This is a genomic window from Sphaerochaeta sp. UBA5849, from assembly GCA_002432715.1.
In the GTDB taxonomy this organism is placed as follows: domain Bacteria; phylum Spirochaetota; class Spirochaetia; order Sphaerochaetales; family Sphaerochaetaceae; genus Sphaerochaeta.
Window position 1 is genome coordinate 1 of sequence record DJGJ01000018.1, and the last position, 16,400, is coordinate 16,400.

A 16,400-nucleotide genomic window follows, 5' to 3' on the forward strand; every position below is an offset into this window, starting at 1 on the left:
CAATTCCTTTTAGGGTAAAAAAAAGCCCCAAACGGGGCAGATAACTTGTAAACTCACGCTAGGCTACGATGGATACTGCAAATTGGCAACCTAAAGATAGGCTTCTATGCGCTTGAGAGCTCCTTCGATTCTGAGCTCAGGCCATTCCAGTGAAGGTATCAGCATAGTGCACCGTATAACCTGCTTGACCAAAGAGGGGTCACTATAATTTGACATCGTTCGTTGCAGCTCTGCCGACTATCGGTTTGATGAGGGATATGCCCGATATTAACAAGGTTCTCGAAGGCCAGCAGTAGAATCATTGTTGACATCCTTTCCGTTTATAAGCATAGTCGGCTGTAAGGGAACGGGAGAACCTGTCATGCACGCAAAAAAACCATCCATCTATTCAGGGGACAAGGGAGTGAAAATCTTCTTGGCCACCATTTTATTTTCGGGTCTCGCCTATGGATTTTATCGGGGCATCCAGGACAATTACCTGGCTGAAATCGTAAAGATCTCCGAATTTGAACGAGGTATTGTAGAATTCTTCCGAGAGCTTCCCGGTCTTATGCTCGTCTTCATCCTTGCCTGGATGTACCGGCTTTCTGAAACCAAGGTGTTCAAGATTGGAACGGCGATCATGCTGTGCGGCGTGCTCGGCCTGCTGCTGCTCGGGTCGAGCAAGGTGGTTGTCATCCTGTTCATGGTGGTGTTCAGTACCGGCGAGCATATCGTCATGCCCATCAAGAGCTCGATGTCCCTCTCCTACGCAAAAAGCGACAAGGGTGGAGCCAGCCTGGGAGTGACTTCCAGTATCAGCCACGGGGGCAACATCATAGGCTACATGATGGTATCGCTGCTTTTTTTCGTGCTTGGCGGCTTGGGCTATGCACGGGACTCTCTTGTAGGTTTTCGCATAGTCTTCCTGATCGCCGCCATCCTGCTGCTTCTCTCCACCATGATCGCCCTTACCATGAAGGACAAAGGGAAACCGGTAAAGCGTTCTCGATTGTACTTCAATAAGAAATACAACAAGTTTTATATGCTGGAAATTTTCTACGGGGCGCGCAAGCAGATTTTTCTCACCTTCGCACCCTATGCCCTCATCCTCTTCTATGGGGCAGACACCTCGGTCATCGCCCTGCTTCTAGCCATTTGTGCAGTCTTTGGAATGCTCCTCAGTCCTGCCATCGGAATGCTGGTGGACAAGCTGGGTTATAAGAAAATCATGGTGGCCGACACCCTGATCCTGGTTGTCGTGTGCCTCATGTACGGCTTTGCACACCGCATCTTTCCCATGCATATCGCCTTCATCGTGGTTTGCATCAACTTTGTGCTGGACTCGATCATCAGCTTGGCAAGCATGGCGACCAACGTCTATGTACGCGACCTTTCCTCAAGCCGCGAAGAGCTTACGGCAACCCTTACAACCGGCATTTCAGTCAACCACCTGATCAGCGTCATGATTGCATTACTGGGTGGCTACATTTGGAAAACACTGGGAATCGAGGTGCTGTTCACCCTCTCGGCCGTATTGGGAGTAATCAATTCAATCTTTGCTGCAACCATCAAGAAGCCGGAGCAGAGAACCCTATACTAAGCGCATAGGCTGCGATAAAGGCCAGACAGAAATGCAGATAGCTTTTTGATGCGAACTGCATGTGTACCGACTTGTGTTCGGCATCGAGACCTGCCTTTTTCACTTCGATCAGTGCTTTGCTGTACAACACGAGCGAAGGGACCAGGCAAAAGGCCAGAGTCGATGGATGATAGCCCAGGATTACAAGAAGAAATGAGATGGCATAGGCACCCAGGCCCTCGACAGCGATGAGGCCAAAGGCCTTGTCGCTGCCCAAGAGGATGGCAAGCGTCTTGCGTCCGCTTGCTTTGTCACCGACCAAATCACAGCCGTTGTTCACCGAAAGGATCATGCCGATCATCAACAGGAACGGTACGGTAACCACCACATGTTTTACACTTGGAGGCACACCCTGCACATACAAGGTGATGAGAAACAACATGGTTCCCAGAAAGAAACCGGCAAACACCTCACCAAATGGGGTTCTTGAAATGGGAAGCGGACCGCCGGTGTAGAAGAAGCCGACAAGCATGCACACACCTCCGACAAGAATCAAATTCCAGCTGGTCAGGCAGGCCAGATAAAGTCCCAAAAGGGCTGCCAGGGCGAAAAGTGCGAGGGAAACCAGGAAAGCCATGATGGGGCTGACAGCCTGGTGCACCAGAACCTTATCCGGTTCCTTGGTGTAGAGTGCATTATCGACTCCTCTCCAGTAGTCAAAAAAGGTGTTGAAACCAGTCGTTCCCATATCGATGAAGAGCGTCGCAAGACCCATGACCAAGGCATTGACAGGCTTCACCGATCCTGTCTGTGAGAGTGCATAGATGCTTGCACAGAAGAAGGTTCCCATACTGATGATCTTGGTGCGCATCTCAACAATGTGGAAGAATTGGGCTGCTTTCATGCCGGTATAGTAGCGATTTGTTCGCTGTTTTACTACAGTAAATCCTTTTTCGCTTGATTTCACCATAATCTTACCGGTATTCTTGGTATTGCATATTGATGCAAACTCTATGCATCTCTATAATCATGATTTTTAGAAACCGCATGGGCAGTCCCAACACGACGGATGTAGTGATGGGAACCATTCTCATCGTACTTGTCCTGGAAGCCAGCAGAAGAATCTCAGGCTGGCCGCTTGTGATACTCAGCCTGCTCTTTCTCCTCTATGGCCTGGTCGGTCGGAACCTTCCCGGAATATTCATGCACCGCATCTATGACTGGCGGGCCTTGGTCAACCATATTTTCATCAACACCGAAGGAATCTACGGCACCTCCGTCGACGTTGCCGCCTTCTATATTTTCCTGTTCATCATGTTCGGTACGGTTATGAACAAGTGTGGAATGGGAAGGTTCTTTAATGACCTTGCACTGGCATTTGCAGGTAGTTCAAAGGGAGGTCCTGCCAAGGTTGCCGTCATCGCCAGCGGTTTTCTCATTTCAATCAACGGAAGCGCCGTGGCAAACGTAGTAACCACCGGAGCTTTTACCATCCCGTTGATGAAGAAAACCGGATACAGCAAGGAGTTTGCCGGGGCTTTTGAATCATCGGCTTCGGTCGGCGGACAGCTGCTGCCTTCATCATGGCTGAAATGCTGGGTATCAAGTATGGAACCATCGTAATAAGTGCTGCTATTCCCGCGCTGCTGTACTACCTGGGCATTCTTGTACAGGTTCAACTCAGGGCTTCCAAGAAGAACCTGAAAGGAATCCCCAAGGAAGACCTTCCCAAGGTACGCGATGTCATGCGTGAGCGGGGACACCTGCTCATTCCCATTGCATTTTTGCTCTACATGCTGCTCTTCAGTGGAGCGACTGTCATCTTCAGTGCATTCTGGGCGATTGTTGCAACCATTGCCGTCAGCATGGCACGCAAGTCCACACGCATGACGTTCAAACAGATTCTCGATGCATTCAGCGAAGGAACCCGGGCGGTAGTCTCGGTTGCCGTTGCTTGTGCAGTGGTGGGAATCATCATCGGTGTGGTAAGCCTCACCGGCTTCGGCTTGAATATGGCGAATGCCATCATTCAGCTCGGCCAATCAAATCTCATGTTGACGCTCGTCCTTACCATGGTCACTTGCATGATTTTGGGCATGGGCCTTCCTTCCATCCCTGCCTATCTGATTACCGCCACCATGGCCGCCCCTGCCTTGGTGAAACTGGGAATCCCCCCGCTTGCCGCTCATATGTTCGTCTTCTACTTTGCGATGTTTGCCAACATCACCCCGCCGGTAGCCCTTGCGTCGTTTGCTGCTGCGGGTCTGAGCGGTGGCGACCCGATGAAAACCGGCCTGCAATCAGTCAAGCTTTCGCTTGCAGGATTCATCGTCCCCTATATGTTCATCTACAACACTGCCTTGCTTTTGATAGATACCACGCCCTTCATTGCGATCAGGGTCTCCATTACAGCAATCATCGGAGTATGTATGATCGGAATGGCAACTGAAGGGTACCTGTTCACCAACATGCACAACATCCTGCGCATCCTTGCGTTTGCAGGTGCCTTGTTGCTTATCACCGCCAATGTCGTCCAGGATGCAATCGGCTTATTGCTTTTGGTCTTCATCCTGCTTGTACAGCGGCATGCAGCCAACAAGGTGAAGCAGAACGTCGAAATGCAAGCATAACCAATCGGTTATCCCCTTCAAGCCTCTAATATCCAGGTTGCCGAATGGCCTTTGTTGTCACCTCTGCAGGGTGGAAAGCGCTTGCCCTCTTCCATGGACACCTTGCGCTCAGGATGTTCACTGCAGTGGTATTGTCCACTGACTTCACAAGGGGCACCGGTTTGGGTGGAGACACGTTCAGCTTTCTGCTGCTCGACCTTTTGCGCCTGCTGTACAGGTTCCTTGTCCCCTTCCGGCCTCTTGCCCAGCAACATCCACTGAATGATGATGGCAATCGCACAGACCAGGACAACAAGTATACTGGCTACAGCCTTGAACGTGGGATTGGAGACTGCAATCAGAATCAAGGCAACGACGAGGACCATGACCACCAAGTATACCAAGGTGGTCTTCTGAACGCGTTCTTTCTCATGATGTGTATTCATACCTTCTCCTACCAAAGATTGTACCCCAGGAGGGAAGAAATCATCGCTTTGATTACCTGTAGCATACAACATTGATGTATGATTCTCAATCTTTTTTCATGTCTCACCGATATATAGCGTAGTAGGACACGAGGAGCGAAGATTCCAAGGACATAATGACAACAAAGGGTAACATATTTCTCTCAACTATATTTACTACAATAATATTTTTCCTATATTTCGTGACACAATCAAACGAACACTCATCATCATACCTGGTAAGTGAAGGATACTCCTTGTTTGCAAACGCCCGTTTCTTTGGGGGAACAGCCAACGGAACGAGCGAAAATGTAGGAGAAACCTGGACCGACAATCTCCTGCCCTGCACCAGGGGCAATAGTACATCACTTATTTTCTCTGCCGGTCTTCACTGGCAGATGTGAATAGAGCATACCCGAAAATGAAAGCCTTGCGTCCACTTGGTGAATTGCCTAACAATTTTATAGGCAAATGCCACGGTTTTGTGTACGATGGTAGCAGGCGGACACCTGCATGCAAACCGTAGTAATCGTGAACATCTTCAGCATCTTTCCCCTGCTCTTCACCATCTATTTGGCGAAACGGCATCTCTCGGGGTCCCGCCAGAACTGGTACTACATCTTCGCTTCGGTCATTACCATCATCCTGCTGATAGCGGAAATCGTAGGAGCACTCATCAGTGAGAAGCCAGGCAATGCTGCTTTGGCTGTGCACTATCTCAGTTACGCATTGGGCTACGCACTCACCCCCCTGGTGCCGATGATCGTACTCTTCTACCTCGACTGCTCAGAATGGTCGTTTGCCAAGAAACTCTTGTTGTTCATTCCCATGGCAGTGAATATCCTGATTTCCATTTTATCCATGCAAAGCGGTTGGTATTTCACGATTCTTACCAACAATACCTACCAGAGGGGGCCGTATTTTTGGTTCGTCACAGCCTTCTCGGCGTATTACTATGGATGGATTCTGATCAAATTATTGCAGATCAATAAAACAAGGGTAGTCCCCTCGAAATTCCTTCTTGGCTTTGTGTACACGCTGCCGATACTCTCCACAGGCTTCCAATTGGCCACACGTGATGAAATCTATGTCTTCAGCACCGTAGGGGTTTCGCTGCTCTTGTACTATCTCATCACCCAGGAAGCCCAGTTTGATTACGATGTCCAGACAAAAGTATACAACCGTGAAGCCTTCGAGCAGGAACTGCTCGCACGACAGTACCACGAACAGGACAGTGCAATCTTTATGTTTGATGTAAACAACCTGAAACAGACAAACGACGTATGGGGCCATCAGGAGGGAGACAGCCTTTTGGCATGCGTTGCCCAGATCCTAACATCAGCCTTTGAACCTGAAGGAAAGGTATTTCGCATCGGTGGCGATGAGTTCGTTGTTCTTCTCCCGCGCTCAAAAAAAGCAGACCCTGCCGTCTATCAGGAACATCTTCTGCAATCGGTTGCCTCGGCAAACGAAAGCAGGGTCCACCCCATCTCCATCGCCTATGGGTATGCGATCAGCAACAAGGAAGCAGGCATCGGCTTGAGAAAAACCTTCAACCTTGCCGATGAAGCGATGTATCGAAACAAGAGCGAGCAACGCAGGATGTTACGGGAGCAGTCCTGAGAGCTGCATCCGTACATACAGATACTCCAGCTCACGCAGCGTGCCTAGGACTGTGAATGCAGCTTGCATGACGTCGAGCTCTTTTTGCCGAAGCATCGATGCATCGGAAACACCTGCACCGAACCGTATTTGCTCGGTTTCCAATACTACCTGCTTATTCTCATACTCTCTCAACTGCAGGATCAAATTCATGCGATACGTAACGATATCCTGTTGGATGGCCCTCACTTGTGCTGCGGCATTCTCGTATGTCTGTTCCACTTTTGCCTTGGCATCGGAGAGGGAGTGGAATCCACTGTCCAGAATTGCAAACTTGGTCCGTATCCCGTTCGCCTTCAGCTCGAGGATGGTCTTTGTCAGGGTATTGACGTCGACGACGCTTGCGGGGCAGTAGTGCATGAAGAGGGGGAGCCCGGTTTCCTGCTGCAGGACAGAGATGAGCCTCATCTCGTTGCTGATGTCCTGATGGCCGTAAGGGGGAAATGGATGTTGTCGGGCAGGCCCGTGCCGGCGATCAGGATATCGGTCACTTCCTCCCTCCTGGCAAGGAGCTTCACATATTCCTTGAAGAAGTCCCGATAAACGCCCTCATCCCCTATGGAGAGGAGCATGTCGCTGATCCTCTGTCTGCTCAGGTTGGCATCGGGGTAGAGAATCCCCACATAGTTGCCATCCCACCAGTCACCGGCATGGCAATTGGCAAGGTTGCACAGGACATAGTACTGGTCTTGGCGTATTTGACGCCGTTCTTTATGCCATACCCAAGGTACAGGCAGAGCCATGCCTCCCGTGTAGTTGGAAAAACTCAGAGGAAGCTATTGATACGTAAAAGTCCCCCAATTTTTCGGACTATAGCATTTACCCTAAAAGCATAGTTTTTACCCCAATCACCATATTTTGGAGAACAACCAGCAACCAAAGTCCATTTCTCCCTGACATTGGTCCAGAATGGGGCCTTTTTTGTGCCAATCGCAGGAAAAGAATAAGAATTTATACCAATTAGTATAGTGTTTCTTATATTTTTGCAATATCCCAATCACGGCCTGCGCACACAGACAACCCGGGCTCTTGTGCCAACAGCCTTTTTTTTGTAGTATAGTTATATAGTTTCCAGCACCATCTCTCTGTTCCCTTTTCTTTGGAGTGAATACTTCGCACCTTCGGCGGATATTCAGAGGAGTATAAGCAGCGGTGCCGGACTCATAAAACCTTATGCGTATCAAAACACGAGAAATTTCAATGTTGCGGTTTACAACCGTTGTATGCCTGCTCTTCGGCCTTTTGGGAGTAGTGGCTTCACAGCTAGCCTCTTCACGTTCACTCCTCCTTGATGGATTGTACTCTCTCATCCAAAGCCTGTTCATACTTGGCTCAGGCCAGGTGGTAACGTTGTTGTTCAAACGTGACAACGACAAATTTCCATTCGGCTTTGCGGCCTTCGAACCCTTCTTTTTGGTAATGAGGTCGATCACGCTCTTGGTCATGGTCCTTGCCATTGGATCCTCAGCCTTTCTCTCGCTGTTTACCGGCGGCTATGAGATTTCGGTGAATATCACACTTCCCATCTCAGCATTATCGCTTGTGGTATGCGCTGCGGTGTATACCATCCTCAAACGCGAAGCCAACCGTGCAAAAAGCCCGGTTCTCAGGGCGGAGAGCAAGGCTTGGCTGCTTGATACCCTGCTCAGCCTTGCTTCCCTGTCGGCGATGCTGATCGCCTACATTGCCTCAAGATTTTCCCTGACCTTGTTGATGCGATACATCGATCCGGTCCTCACCTTGGGGTTCCTTGTCTGCATGATTCCTCTTTTGGGCAAGGATTTGGTCCAATACAGCAAGGAACTGCTTGGAGCCGCACCGGCAAGTTCGACTCAAGCAGCCTTGGAACGAATCGCATACAAGTTTGTGCGCAAGTATGATTTTCTGAAAGCCGAAGTCTTTGCATCCAAACAGGGCAGGTCATTGAACATACTCATGTATATCTATCTGAAAGAAGAACGATCTGTATTGCAGCTCGATTCCATCAGGCTGGAAATACTCAAAGCCCTCTACTCCTACAGCAACTGGTGTGAGGCCGATATCATCTTCACCCTTGACGACCGCTGGGTGGACTACACAGCCTTGCCGTCACTGCAGCAGGCATGAGAGTCGGAAAGCTCTTCATAGGTGATGTTCAGACGCCCTGAGAACGTTTGAACAAAATGTTTGTTGTCCTCATAGAAAAAATCCTCCGCTTTACAGGTTATATACAATCGTGGTTGCACCGCCCCAATACCTTGGGCAAGTGCAAACAGATCATCATTGCTGCCCGCAAGACAGGAAAGCGGGCCGAAGGTGTTTTCAAATTCGGCGGGAAACGGCGGCTTTTCGTCCTGCTTCCGGTTTGCCGGGGATACAATGTCGAGCGCTCCGCTCATACTGGCGACTGCATTGGATTGGTCAGGACAGCCTTCAACACTCCATACCCACCCATTGAAAGACCGGCGATTGCACTCCTCCCACTTGGTGCTGATGGGAAACAGAATGGCCGACAGGTGTGGGAGCTCTTCAGTCAAGGCTGAGCACCTTGTAGGGTGGCAATCCTGCGTTGGGACTTCGTTCACACTTCTGCGGTACAATAATCTGCCCAGCAGTATCGACTTTCAGATACATCAGAACCGATTGAGTGCCACAGCCCCTCCACATCGGGCTTACCGTAGCGTATTTCTCATCTGTGGCCACACGATTTCTGTTTGTAATCTTTTCAATGTTCGGTTGTTTTAGGTATGAAGTTGAAGGTTTTCAAGGTGGGAGGCAGCAGATGAAATGCAACAAGCATGCAATACACTACAAGTTTGCACTGCTGGCTCTCTGCACACTTCTGCTCACAGGTTGTGGTGTCTACAGTAAAATCCCGCCTGTCAATCCAGATCAGAGCGAGTGGGAGGGCCCGTTGCTCGACCAAGCTGATATGGAACATGTGCAGATTGTGGTGAAGCCCCGAGACACCACTATCGTTCTCAGTCTCGAAGACCTGGATGCAGACCTTTCGTTATTGACTGCCTATTTAGCTGAAAAAGGAAACCAGATGGTACCACCGGCTCAAGAAACCAGTGAGTTTGTACTGGTTATCCAGAAGCAACAGCCTTAATATTCAACTGATCACATGGGCGCTGATGGCATCAAAGCTTACCCCGACTTGGTCCCCTACCCGATACAGTCCCTCTTTGACCGGATTGTAGGAAATTGCCACGATGGGTTCGGTTCTTCCTTTGACCGTTATCTGATACTCTACGGTAGATCCTAAATAGACAGCTTCCTGCACCACTCCATTGAAAAATGCCTGATCATTGGGCTTCTCGATTTTCAAGCCTTCGGGACGCAGGACCACCGTTGCACGCTTGCCTACCACGACATCCTTGTTGAAGGAAGGGAAGCGATACTCTTTCTGATTGATCTCAAGGGTCAAGTCCGTGTCAATCTTCTTGACCATCCCTTTGAAGAAATTCGCCCTGCCGATGAAGTCGGCCACAAAGTGGTTGGTCGGGCGGCTGTAAATTTCAAACGGAGTACCCAATTGCTGGATTCTCCCCTTGTCCATCACCATGATTCGGTCGCTGACCGTCATCGCTTCAGCCTGGTCATGGGTGACGTAGATGCTGGTGATCCCGAACTGTTGCTGAATTCTGCGGATTTCAGTCCGCATTTGGTCGCGAAGCTTCGCATCGAGATTGGAAAGCGGCTCGTCAAACAAGAGGACCCTGGGTTTTGTTACGATGGCCCGTGCCAAGGCGACGCGCTGTTGTTGTCCACCCGAGAGCTGACTTGGCTGACGTGCACCCAAGGCGGACAAGCCCATGGTTGCCATGATGGTATCAACCTCGCCCTTGATCTGGCTCTTCTTCATGCCCTTCAACTCCAAACCGAAGCCGATATTCTGCTCCACCGTCAGGTGGGGGAAGATGGCGTAGGATTGGAATACCATTGATGAGTTGCGCTTGTTCGCAGGCAGGTCGTTCACCAACTGCCCATCAATGAAGACATCCCCCTTGGTTTGTTTCTCAAAACCACTGATGATCCTTAGCGTAGTAGTCTTTCCACAGCCGGAAGGACCAAGGAAGGTGACCATCTCACCCTCTTTGATCTCAATGTTGACCGAATCGACTGCAGTGAACTCCTTACTCTTGTCATCCTGGTCGGTAAAAATTTTTGTAATATTTTTTAAGGTTACACTCATTGAGAACTCCTAGTGGCTGAGAATAGAGCTGGTGGTATGATACTTCAACCGAAGAATCAGTTTGATGACGGCCATGGCTGCCAGAATAATGGCAACCAGGATGAGGCTGAAGGCGGCAGCCGCCCCGATGCGGCCGCTCTCCACCTGGCTCATGATCTGCACGGTCATCAACTTCCATCGTGCCGAGACCAAAAAGATTGCAGCACTGATGGCTGTCATGCTACGGACAAAGCTGAATATCAAGGAGCTGAAAAAAGCCGGGATCATCAAGGGCAGGGTGACCTTTCGGAAGGTCTTGTTGCTGTCCGCCCCCAGGTCGATGGCAGCCTCCTCGATTGAAGGATCGATTTGCTTGAGAACGGCAACCCCGCCCTGCACACCTACCGGCAGATATCGGAAAATGAAATTGAGCAGGAGGATGAGCAACGTCCCGGTAAGGTAGAAAGGGTGTTGGTTGAACGCAAGAATGTATCCGATACCCACAACCGTTCCCGGCAGGGCAAAGCTGAGCATGGAGGAGAACTCCATGAACTTGCGGCCCCAGAATTGTTTACGGACAACAAGGAATGCTATAACCATGCCGATGGTTCCTGCAAGCGGAGTCGAGAGCCCTGCTATGACCAAGGTATCGAGTACCGACTCAAATCCCACACGCCACACATAGACAAAGTTTTGCAGGGTAAGCTTGTTGCTGTTTCCCCATGACTCGGCGAAAGCACCCCAAACAATACTTGCATACACGAGAATAATACAGGCTGCAATGAGGCAGCAGACAACAAACAAGAGCCGGCGCGCAGTGGGGCTGACCACATCATTGCTCGATTGCGTCGGCTTTCCTGTCACCGTCACATACTGTTTCTTGCTGACCCAATACTTTTGCAGCAAGTAGGCTGAAACCGAGGGAACCAGGAGGATGAAGGCAAGAGCCGCACCTTTAGCGAAGTTGCCCATTCCAGTAATCTCCAGGTACGCTTGGACGCTGAGAATGGGAAACTGGGCCCCTGCCAACACAAGCGGGTTGCCGAAATCGGCAAGCGATTCCACAAAGAGCACCAGCATCGAACTGGCAATACCAGGAATGGAGAGAGGGAGGGTGACCTTTCGGAAGATGGTGAACCGGTTGCCACCCAGATCCATTGCGGCATCCTCCAAGGTCGGACTGATCGATTCCAGCACACCCCGGAGGGTGATGTAAGCAACGGGAAAGAATGTCAGGACCTGGGCAAACAACAAACCCCGCGGCCCATACACATTGGCGTTCTGCATGCCGAGCAGGGTTGAACTTACAAATCCATTGCGGCCGAAGAGCATGATCACCGCCAGAGCCCCGATGAAGGGAGGGCTGATGATGGGAATGGTGGCGATCAAATTGAAAAATTTCCTGCCAGGGATATTCGCCCTGGTGAGGGAATACGCAAATATGTAGGCGATGAACGTTCCGAGCACGGCTGTAGCAACGCCCATCCACAATGAGTTGAACAGAGCCTTCAGGTAATAGCCGTTGGAATAGGTCATTACGTCGGTGAAATTCTTGATGGAAAAGGAACCGTCGACCTGAAAACTTACTACAACGACTTTATACAGAGGATAGATGATAAATAAAACCAAGGAGATTAAAAGCAGGAGAATCACCCCCAGAAGCAGGGGATCCTTGCTTAACCGGATTACATCATGCCACGAGGAGATGATTCGTTGTTTCATGAACACCTCAGATCAAGGTTCTCCGGTGTAAGAACCACCGGAGAACGTGGAACGTCTTACTTTTTGGCAGAGAGTACTTCACTGACCCAGCGTTCGACCAATTCGGCCTTGCGGGAGCTGTAATACGCCAAATCGACTCCCACCACATTGAGGGTGGAGAATGCGGGCATGACCGGATCGATCTCTGCATCGTCTATCACCGGATAGAAGTAGGTACCGGTCGACTTCAGTACATCCTGGCCCTTCTTGCTGACCAGCCAATCCATGAAGATTTTTGCTGATTCATAGTTCTTGGCTCCCTTGAGGATTGAGGCGGCCGGGAACTCGAAACCGAAGCCTTCCTTGGGGAACACGATTTCAATCGGTTGACCGTTGGCCTTCATCTGGAAGAAGGCAGGAGAGAATTGGATTCCGATGGCTGCATCCCCGACATTGACGCCCTTTGAAGGGCCGGTGCCGCTGGATGTGTAGGTTTGGATGTTTGCATTCAATTTCGCCATATAAGCGAAAGCCTCATCCTCGCCCATGATCTCAATCAGGCTGTAGACCATGGTGGTTGCAGTACCGCTGGCCTGCGGGGTCGGAACCTGGATGAGGTTCTTGTACTCCGGTTTGAGCAGATCGGCCCAGCTTGTAGGCATCGATGCTCCGGCCTTGGCCAAAGCAACAGTATTAACGCCAAAACAGAGTGGATTCATATAGAAGCCTCTCCAGTAGCCTTCTGCATCCTTGAACTCTGCTCCAAGAGCCTCAAATGCAGCCCCTTTATACGGAATCGTCAAACCTTGCGTTTTTGCAATCACATGGTTGTCGCTGGGGGCGCCGAGCCAGACATCGGCCTGCGGACGGCCGCTCTCTGCCTGGATTCTTGTGAGGGCAGGACCGCTGGAAAGCTGTACAAAGCTTGTCTTGATGCCTGAATCCTTGGTGAACGCATCGAGGATCTTCACTGCATTCGCTTCATCAACGCTTGCATACACGACCAATTCCTTTGCCGCCTGCCCATCCTCCTTCGACCCCTGGGCAGCAAGAGGAGTGAACAGACACAGAAGCAATAACACACTTGCCAGACACTGTTTCATAAGAACCTCCATAGAATAGCTACACAACATTTTACCATTGTTTAAGCGCCTGGCAATGGAAGGGTTTTACCATAGTGTTCACAAATTCATTCGTGCACCGACAGGGAGAGCAAGACAAACTTTCCATCCTCATTCTGCATCCATGTCATGCTGCCATATCCGTAGGCCGGTGCATGATAGCAAAAGGGAACTTCAAGCAGATGGCCTCTTTGGATATGAGAAGCCATCTGTATCTGTTCAAGCGGCAGCAATGCTGCCAGGAGTCGGTCATAGGTATGGACAAAGCCCGTCCTGATGGACTCGGGTACATAGGTTTCAACCCAGGAAAGAGAGTAGTCCTGACTGAGGGAGCGCTTCGCCTGCTCTTCAACGCTCTGTGGTTCCACTGCAATGATCTGGCCGATGTTTTGATCGATGGGAAGCAGAGGCTTCGGGCTTGAAAAAAGCGGAGAATGGAGCAAGGCAACAAGGGCGAGCAGTATACAATCCCTTCTCATTGTATTCTTTTTCAACATAATTCCACGCTTCATACGCACTCCAAACGGAAAATAATTACTTGTACAATATTTTTCTGGACATTATACATCGATGTGTTATTGTATACACAAAAATGTCGCAAAGACAACAAGAACAAACAGGAGAGCACAACATGAAGATGGGAAAAGTTCCGATTTTTGACACGATCAACAAGATTCCTGGCGGTATGATGGTTGTTCCTTTGGTTCTTGGTGTAATTTTCAATACGTTTTTCCCTGGTGCACTGAACATAGGCAGCTTCACCACAGCATTCTTTAAAACCGGGTCGCTCACCTTGATTGCTCTGCTGTTCTTCTGCAGTGGAGCCCAGATCAATCTGAAAACCGCCGGTATTTCGCTGTATAAAGGTGTCGTGTTGAACACCAGCAAGGTGTTCTTCGGCCTTATCATCGGTATCCTTTTCGCTCGGACAGCGGGACCTACCGCAGCATTTTTAGGCGTTACCCCGCTTGCCATGATCTCGGCCATGTCCAACTCCAATGGAGGACTTTATACTGCTCTTGCTTCAAAGTACGGTGATGAATCCGACGTCGGTGCCATTGCAGTCATCTCATCGAACGACGGGCCGTTCTTTGAAATGATGTTCATGGGAATCGCCGGTGTTGCAACCATCCCTATCATGAGCTTGGTAGCCGTCATCGTTCCCATTCTTGTCGGTATGGTCCTGGGCAACCTGGATGAGAAGTTCCGCGACTTCCTCAAGCCCGGTATGTTCATCGCCATTTTCACCTTCTCATTCCCCCTTGGTGCAGGTTTGAGTTTCCAGACAATCATCCAAGCGGGTATTCCCGGTATCATTCTGGGTGTCATGACCCTGATCGTCACCGGTGTCCCTTCCTACTTCATCTACAAGTGGTTGGTACCCAAGAAAATGCGAAGAACTTCTGCAGTTGGTGCCGGCGTCGGGACAACCGCAGGAAACGCCATTGCAACTCCTGCTGCTATTGCAGCTGTCGATCCTTCCTGGTTGCCGTTTGCTGAGAAAGCCACTGTACAGGTAGCCGCATCCATCATTGTTACTGCAATCTTGGTGCCGTTCTTGGTGGACTTCTTCTACCGCTGGGAACTGAAACGAGGGTTGGTCAATGAGCATGCCATCACGGCAAGCGTTGCGGTTGACGCAACAGGCCAACAGCTTTAAGCTAGAAGCACTCGTTTGTATACAATCGATCAGAAAGACGAGCAATTGCTCGTCTTTCTCAGTCTCAGGAGGACTTTATGCGTGTACACAATCCTATAGATCCTGCAAACAGGGATCTACTGCTTCCCGATGCAACCGTATGCTACGGGATGTCGGCCCCCCCTGCCCTCTCCGAGCCCGAGGCTGCCATTGTGCAAGCACTCAACGAACCTATTCAGAGCAAGCCGCTTTCAGTAATTGCCAAGGAGAAGCTTGGTAAAAAGAAGGATGCTACGGCTGTCATTGTCATCTCGGACAATACCAGACCGGTTCCGTACAAGGGAAAGGGCAACATCCTCGTTCCCATTCTCACCACCTTGCTCGAGACAGGGTACAAGAGTCGGAATATCACCGTGTTGATCGCCACCGGCACCCATCGTCCGATGACCGCCGAGGAAATCGATCGCATCATCGATCCGTGGGTGTTTGAGAAAGGCATCGCAGTGGTCAATCATGACTGCAAGGATGAGTCAATTCTTACCTACCTTGGCAAAACCGAACGCGGCAGCGAGGTGAAAATCAACAACATCTATGTGCAAGCCGACCTGAAGATCCTCACCGGTTTGGTGGAAAGCCACTTCATGGCAGGAGTCAGTGGAGGACGCAAGTCGGTCTGTCCCGGCCTGATCAGTGAACACGGGACCTTCCTCTTCCATGGGGCCGACCTCATGGGCCATCCGGACTCCCGCGATCTCAATCTGGAAGGGAACCCGGTGCATGAAGAGTCGCTGGCCTTCGCCAAAATGGCAGGAGTCGATTTCATTGTCAATGTCACCCTTGACCACAAGTTTGCCATCACGGGAGTGTACGCAGGCGATCTTGAGGCTGCGCATCTGGCCGCCTTCGAGATGGTGAAAGGCTATGCCAAGGTTCCCATCGCCGAAGAAGCAGACATTGTCATCACCCACGGCGGCTTTGTCGGCATCAACCACTACCAGAGCGCCAAAGCCGCCTTTGCCTCAATCGGTGCGTTGAAGAAGAACGGGTATTTGATCAGCATCGCAAACTTCACCGACAAGAAGGACATCATTGGTTCAATCACGTACAAAACCGTTCTGGCAATCTTGTCACTCTGCGGCGCTGAGGCTTTGATCAAGGTGCTGCACAGCAAGGATTGGCCCTTCATCCCCGACCAGTGGCAGGTTCAGAAGTGGGCACCGGTCTTTGAGAAGATTCCCTTGGACCACTACTACTACTTTGCACCCCAGCTTACGAAAGCCGATGGACCGGGGCTTCCCGGCATCAATGCTGCGACTCTGACCGACAGCAAGGAGTACAGCGAGGTAGTCAAAACCGTGCTGGACCTGATCAAAAAGCGCGAAGGCGGACGACCTTTGAAGATTGTCTGGCTCAGCGATGGCCCGTACTCCATCCCCTATGTACAATAGGTGTGGAGTGTTTCAAGACAGGGAGAGGCTTTTTCTCCC

17 protein-coding genes and 1 pseudogene are annotated in these 16,400 nt (G+C 50.5%); 8 read left to right on the forward strand and 10 right to left on the reverse strand.

Going from position 1 to position 16,400, the window contains the following annotated elements:
• Positions 1-361: 361 nt before the first annotated feature.
• Positions 362-1,582 carry an MFS transporter gene (locus tag B3K89_RS02140; protein ID WP_293892320.1) on the forward strand — a complete coding sequence of 407 codons (1,221 nt, stop codon included), beginning with the start codon at positions 362-364 and terminating at the stop codon, positions 1,580-1,582.
• Here the strand turns inward: B3K89_RS02140 and B3K89_RS02145 are convergent.
• A complete protein-coding gene (locus tag B3K89_RS02145) occupies positions 1,551-2,465 on the reverse strand; it encodes a prenyltransferase (protein ID WP_293892305.1) in 915 nt (304 codons plus the stop codon). The two genes, B3K89_RS02140 and B3K89_RS02145, sit on opposite strands and share 32 nt — an antisense overlap.
• A gap of 173 nt (positions 2,466-2,638) precedes the next feature.
• On the opposite strand from B3K89_RS02145, the pseudogene B3K89_RS02150 reads away from it, so the two are divergent.
• Positions 2,639-4,191: pseudogene (locus B3K89_RS02150) on the forward strand (TRAP transporter permease).
• A gap of 17 nt (positions 4,192-4,208) precedes the next feature.
• On the opposite strand, the gene B3K89_RS02155 reads toward B3K89_RS02150, so the two are convergent.
• Complete coding sequence (locus B3K89_RS02155; protein ID WP_293892311.1) at positions 4,209-4,616, reverse strand: hypothetical protein; 408 nt, start codon at positions 4,614-4,616, stop codon at positions 4,209-4,211.
• Between the two features lie 221 nt (positions 4,617-4,837).
• On the opposite strand from B3K89_RS02155, the gene B3K89_RS02160 reads away from it, so the two are divergent.
• Both B3K89_RS02160 and B3K89_RS02165 read left to right on the forward strand, forming a co-directional pair.
• Positions 4,838-5,038, forward strand: coding sequence for a hypothetical protein (locus tag B3K89_RS02160; protein ID WP_345907001.1), 201 nt, complete (start codon positions 4,838-4,840; stop codon positions 5,036-5,038).
• Positions 5,039-5,147: 109 nt separating this feature from the next.
• A complete protein-coding gene (locus tag B3K89_RS02165; RefSeq protein ID WP_293892314.1) occupies positions 5,148-6,257 on the forward strand; it encodes a GGDEF domain-containing protein in 1,110 nt (369 codons plus the stop codon).
• Here the strand turns inward: B3K89_RS02165 and B3K89_RS02170 are convergent.
• Together B3K89_RS02170 and B3K89_RS02175 are read right to left on the reverse strand one after the other, a co-directional pair.
• Positions 6,240-6,704, reverse strand: coding sequence for a hypothetical protein (locus B3K89_RS02170; protein WP_345907002.1), 465 nt, complete (start codon positions 6,702-6,704; stop codon positions 6,240-6,242). The genes B3K89_RS02165 and B3K89_RS02170 overlap by 18 nt on opposite strands.
• Positions 6,701-7,039, reverse strand: coding sequence for a hypothetical protein (locus B3K89_RS02175; RefSeq protein WP_345907003.1), 339 nt, complete (start codon positions 7,037-7,039; stop codon positions 6,701-6,703). The genes B3K89_RS02170 and B3K89_RS02175 overlap by 4 nt, the downstream gene beginning before the upstream one ends.
• Positions 7,040-7,496: 457 nt before the next feature.
• Here B3K89_RS02175 and B3K89_RS02180 point away from each other — a divergent pair, with 457 nt between their 5' ends.
• A complete protein-coding gene (locus tag B3K89_RS02180; RefSeq protein ID WP_293894925.1) occupies positions 7,497-8,402 on the forward strand; it encodes a cation transporter in 906 nt (301 codons plus the stop codon).
• On the opposite strand, the gene B3K89_RS02185 is transcribed toward B3K89_RS02180, so the two are convergent.
• Both B3K89_RS02185 and B3K89_RS02190 read right to left on the reverse strand, forming a co-directional pair.
• Complete coding sequence (locus B3K89_RS02185) at positions 8,369-8,812, reverse strand: hypothetical protein (protein ID WP_345907004.1); 444 nt, start codon at positions 8,810-8,812, stop codon at positions 8,369-8,371. The genes B3K89_RS02180 and B3K89_RS02185 overlap by 34 nt on opposite strands.
• Positions 8,805-8,978: a hypothetical protein gene (locus tag B3K89_RS02190; protein WP_345907005.1), complete on the reverse strand. Its 174-nt coding sequence runs from the start codon at positions 8,976-8,978 to the stop codon at positions 8,805-8,807. The genes B3K89_RS02185 and B3K89_RS02190 overlap by 8 nt, the downstream gene beginning before the upstream one ends.
• A 79-nt stretch (positions 8,979-9,057) precedes the next feature.
• Here B3K89_RS02190 and B3K89_RS02195 point away from each other — a divergent pair, with 79 nt between their 5' ends.
• The gene (locus B3K89_RS02195; RefSeq protein ID WP_293894919.1) at positions 9,058-9,387 is read left to right on the forward strand and encodes a hypothetical protein; all 330 of its coding nucleotides are present in this window, start codon (positions 9,058-9,060) and stop codon (positions 9,385-9,387) included.
• Between the two features lie 3 nt (positions 9,388-9,390).
• Here the strand turns inward: B3K89_RS02195 and B3K89_RS02200 are convergent, their stop codons facing one another.
• From B3K89_RS02200 to B3K89_RS02215, 4 genes are all read right to left on the reverse strand, one after another.
• Entirely contained in the window at positions 9,391-10,473 is a 1,083-nt protein-coding gene (locus B3K89_RS02200) for an ABC transporter ATP-binding protein (RefSeq protein ID WP_293894916.1), read from the reverse strand.
• A 9-nt stretch (positions 10,474-10,482) separates the two neighbouring features.
• Positions 10,483-12,174 carry an ABC transporter permease gene (locus B3K89_RS02205; RefSeq protein ID WP_293894913.1) on the reverse strand — a complete coding sequence of 564 codons (1,692 nt, stop codon included), beginning with the start codon at positions 12,172-12,174 and terminating at the stop codon, positions 10,483-10,485.
• Positions 12,175-12,230: 56 nt separating this feature from the next.
• A complete protein-coding gene (locus B3K89_RS02210; protein WP_293894910.1) occupies positions 12,231-13,256 on the reverse strand; it encodes an ABC transporter substrate-binding protein in 1,026 nt (341 codons plus the stop codon).
• An 86-nt stretch (positions 13,257-13,342) separates the two neighbouring features.
• The gene (locus B3K89_RS02215) at positions 13,343-13,786 is read right to left on the reverse strand and encodes a hypothetical protein (RefSeq protein ID WP_293894907.1); all 444 of its coding nucleotides are present in this window, start codon (positions 13,784-13,786) and stop codon (positions 13,343-13,345) included.
• 119 nt (positions 13,787-13,905) lie between these two features.
• Between B3K89_RS02215 and B3K89_RS02220 the strand changes: the two genes are divergently transcribed.
• On the forward strand, positions 13,906-14,934 hold the full coding sequence (locus B3K89_RS02220) for a 2-keto-3-deoxygluconate permease (RefSeq protein WP_293894904.1): 1,029 nt from the start codon (positions 13,906-13,908) through the stop codon (positions 14,932-14,934).
• 77 nt (positions 14,935-15,011) lie between these two features.
• The gene (larA, locus tag B3K89_RS02225; protein ID WP_345907006.1) at positions 15,012-16,361 is read left to right on the forward strand and encodes a nickel-dependent lactate racemase; all 1,350 of its coding nucleotides are present in this window, start codon (positions 15,012-15,014) and stop codon (positions 16,359-16,361) included.
• The last annotated feature ends 39 nt before the right edge of the window (positions 16,362-16,400 follow it).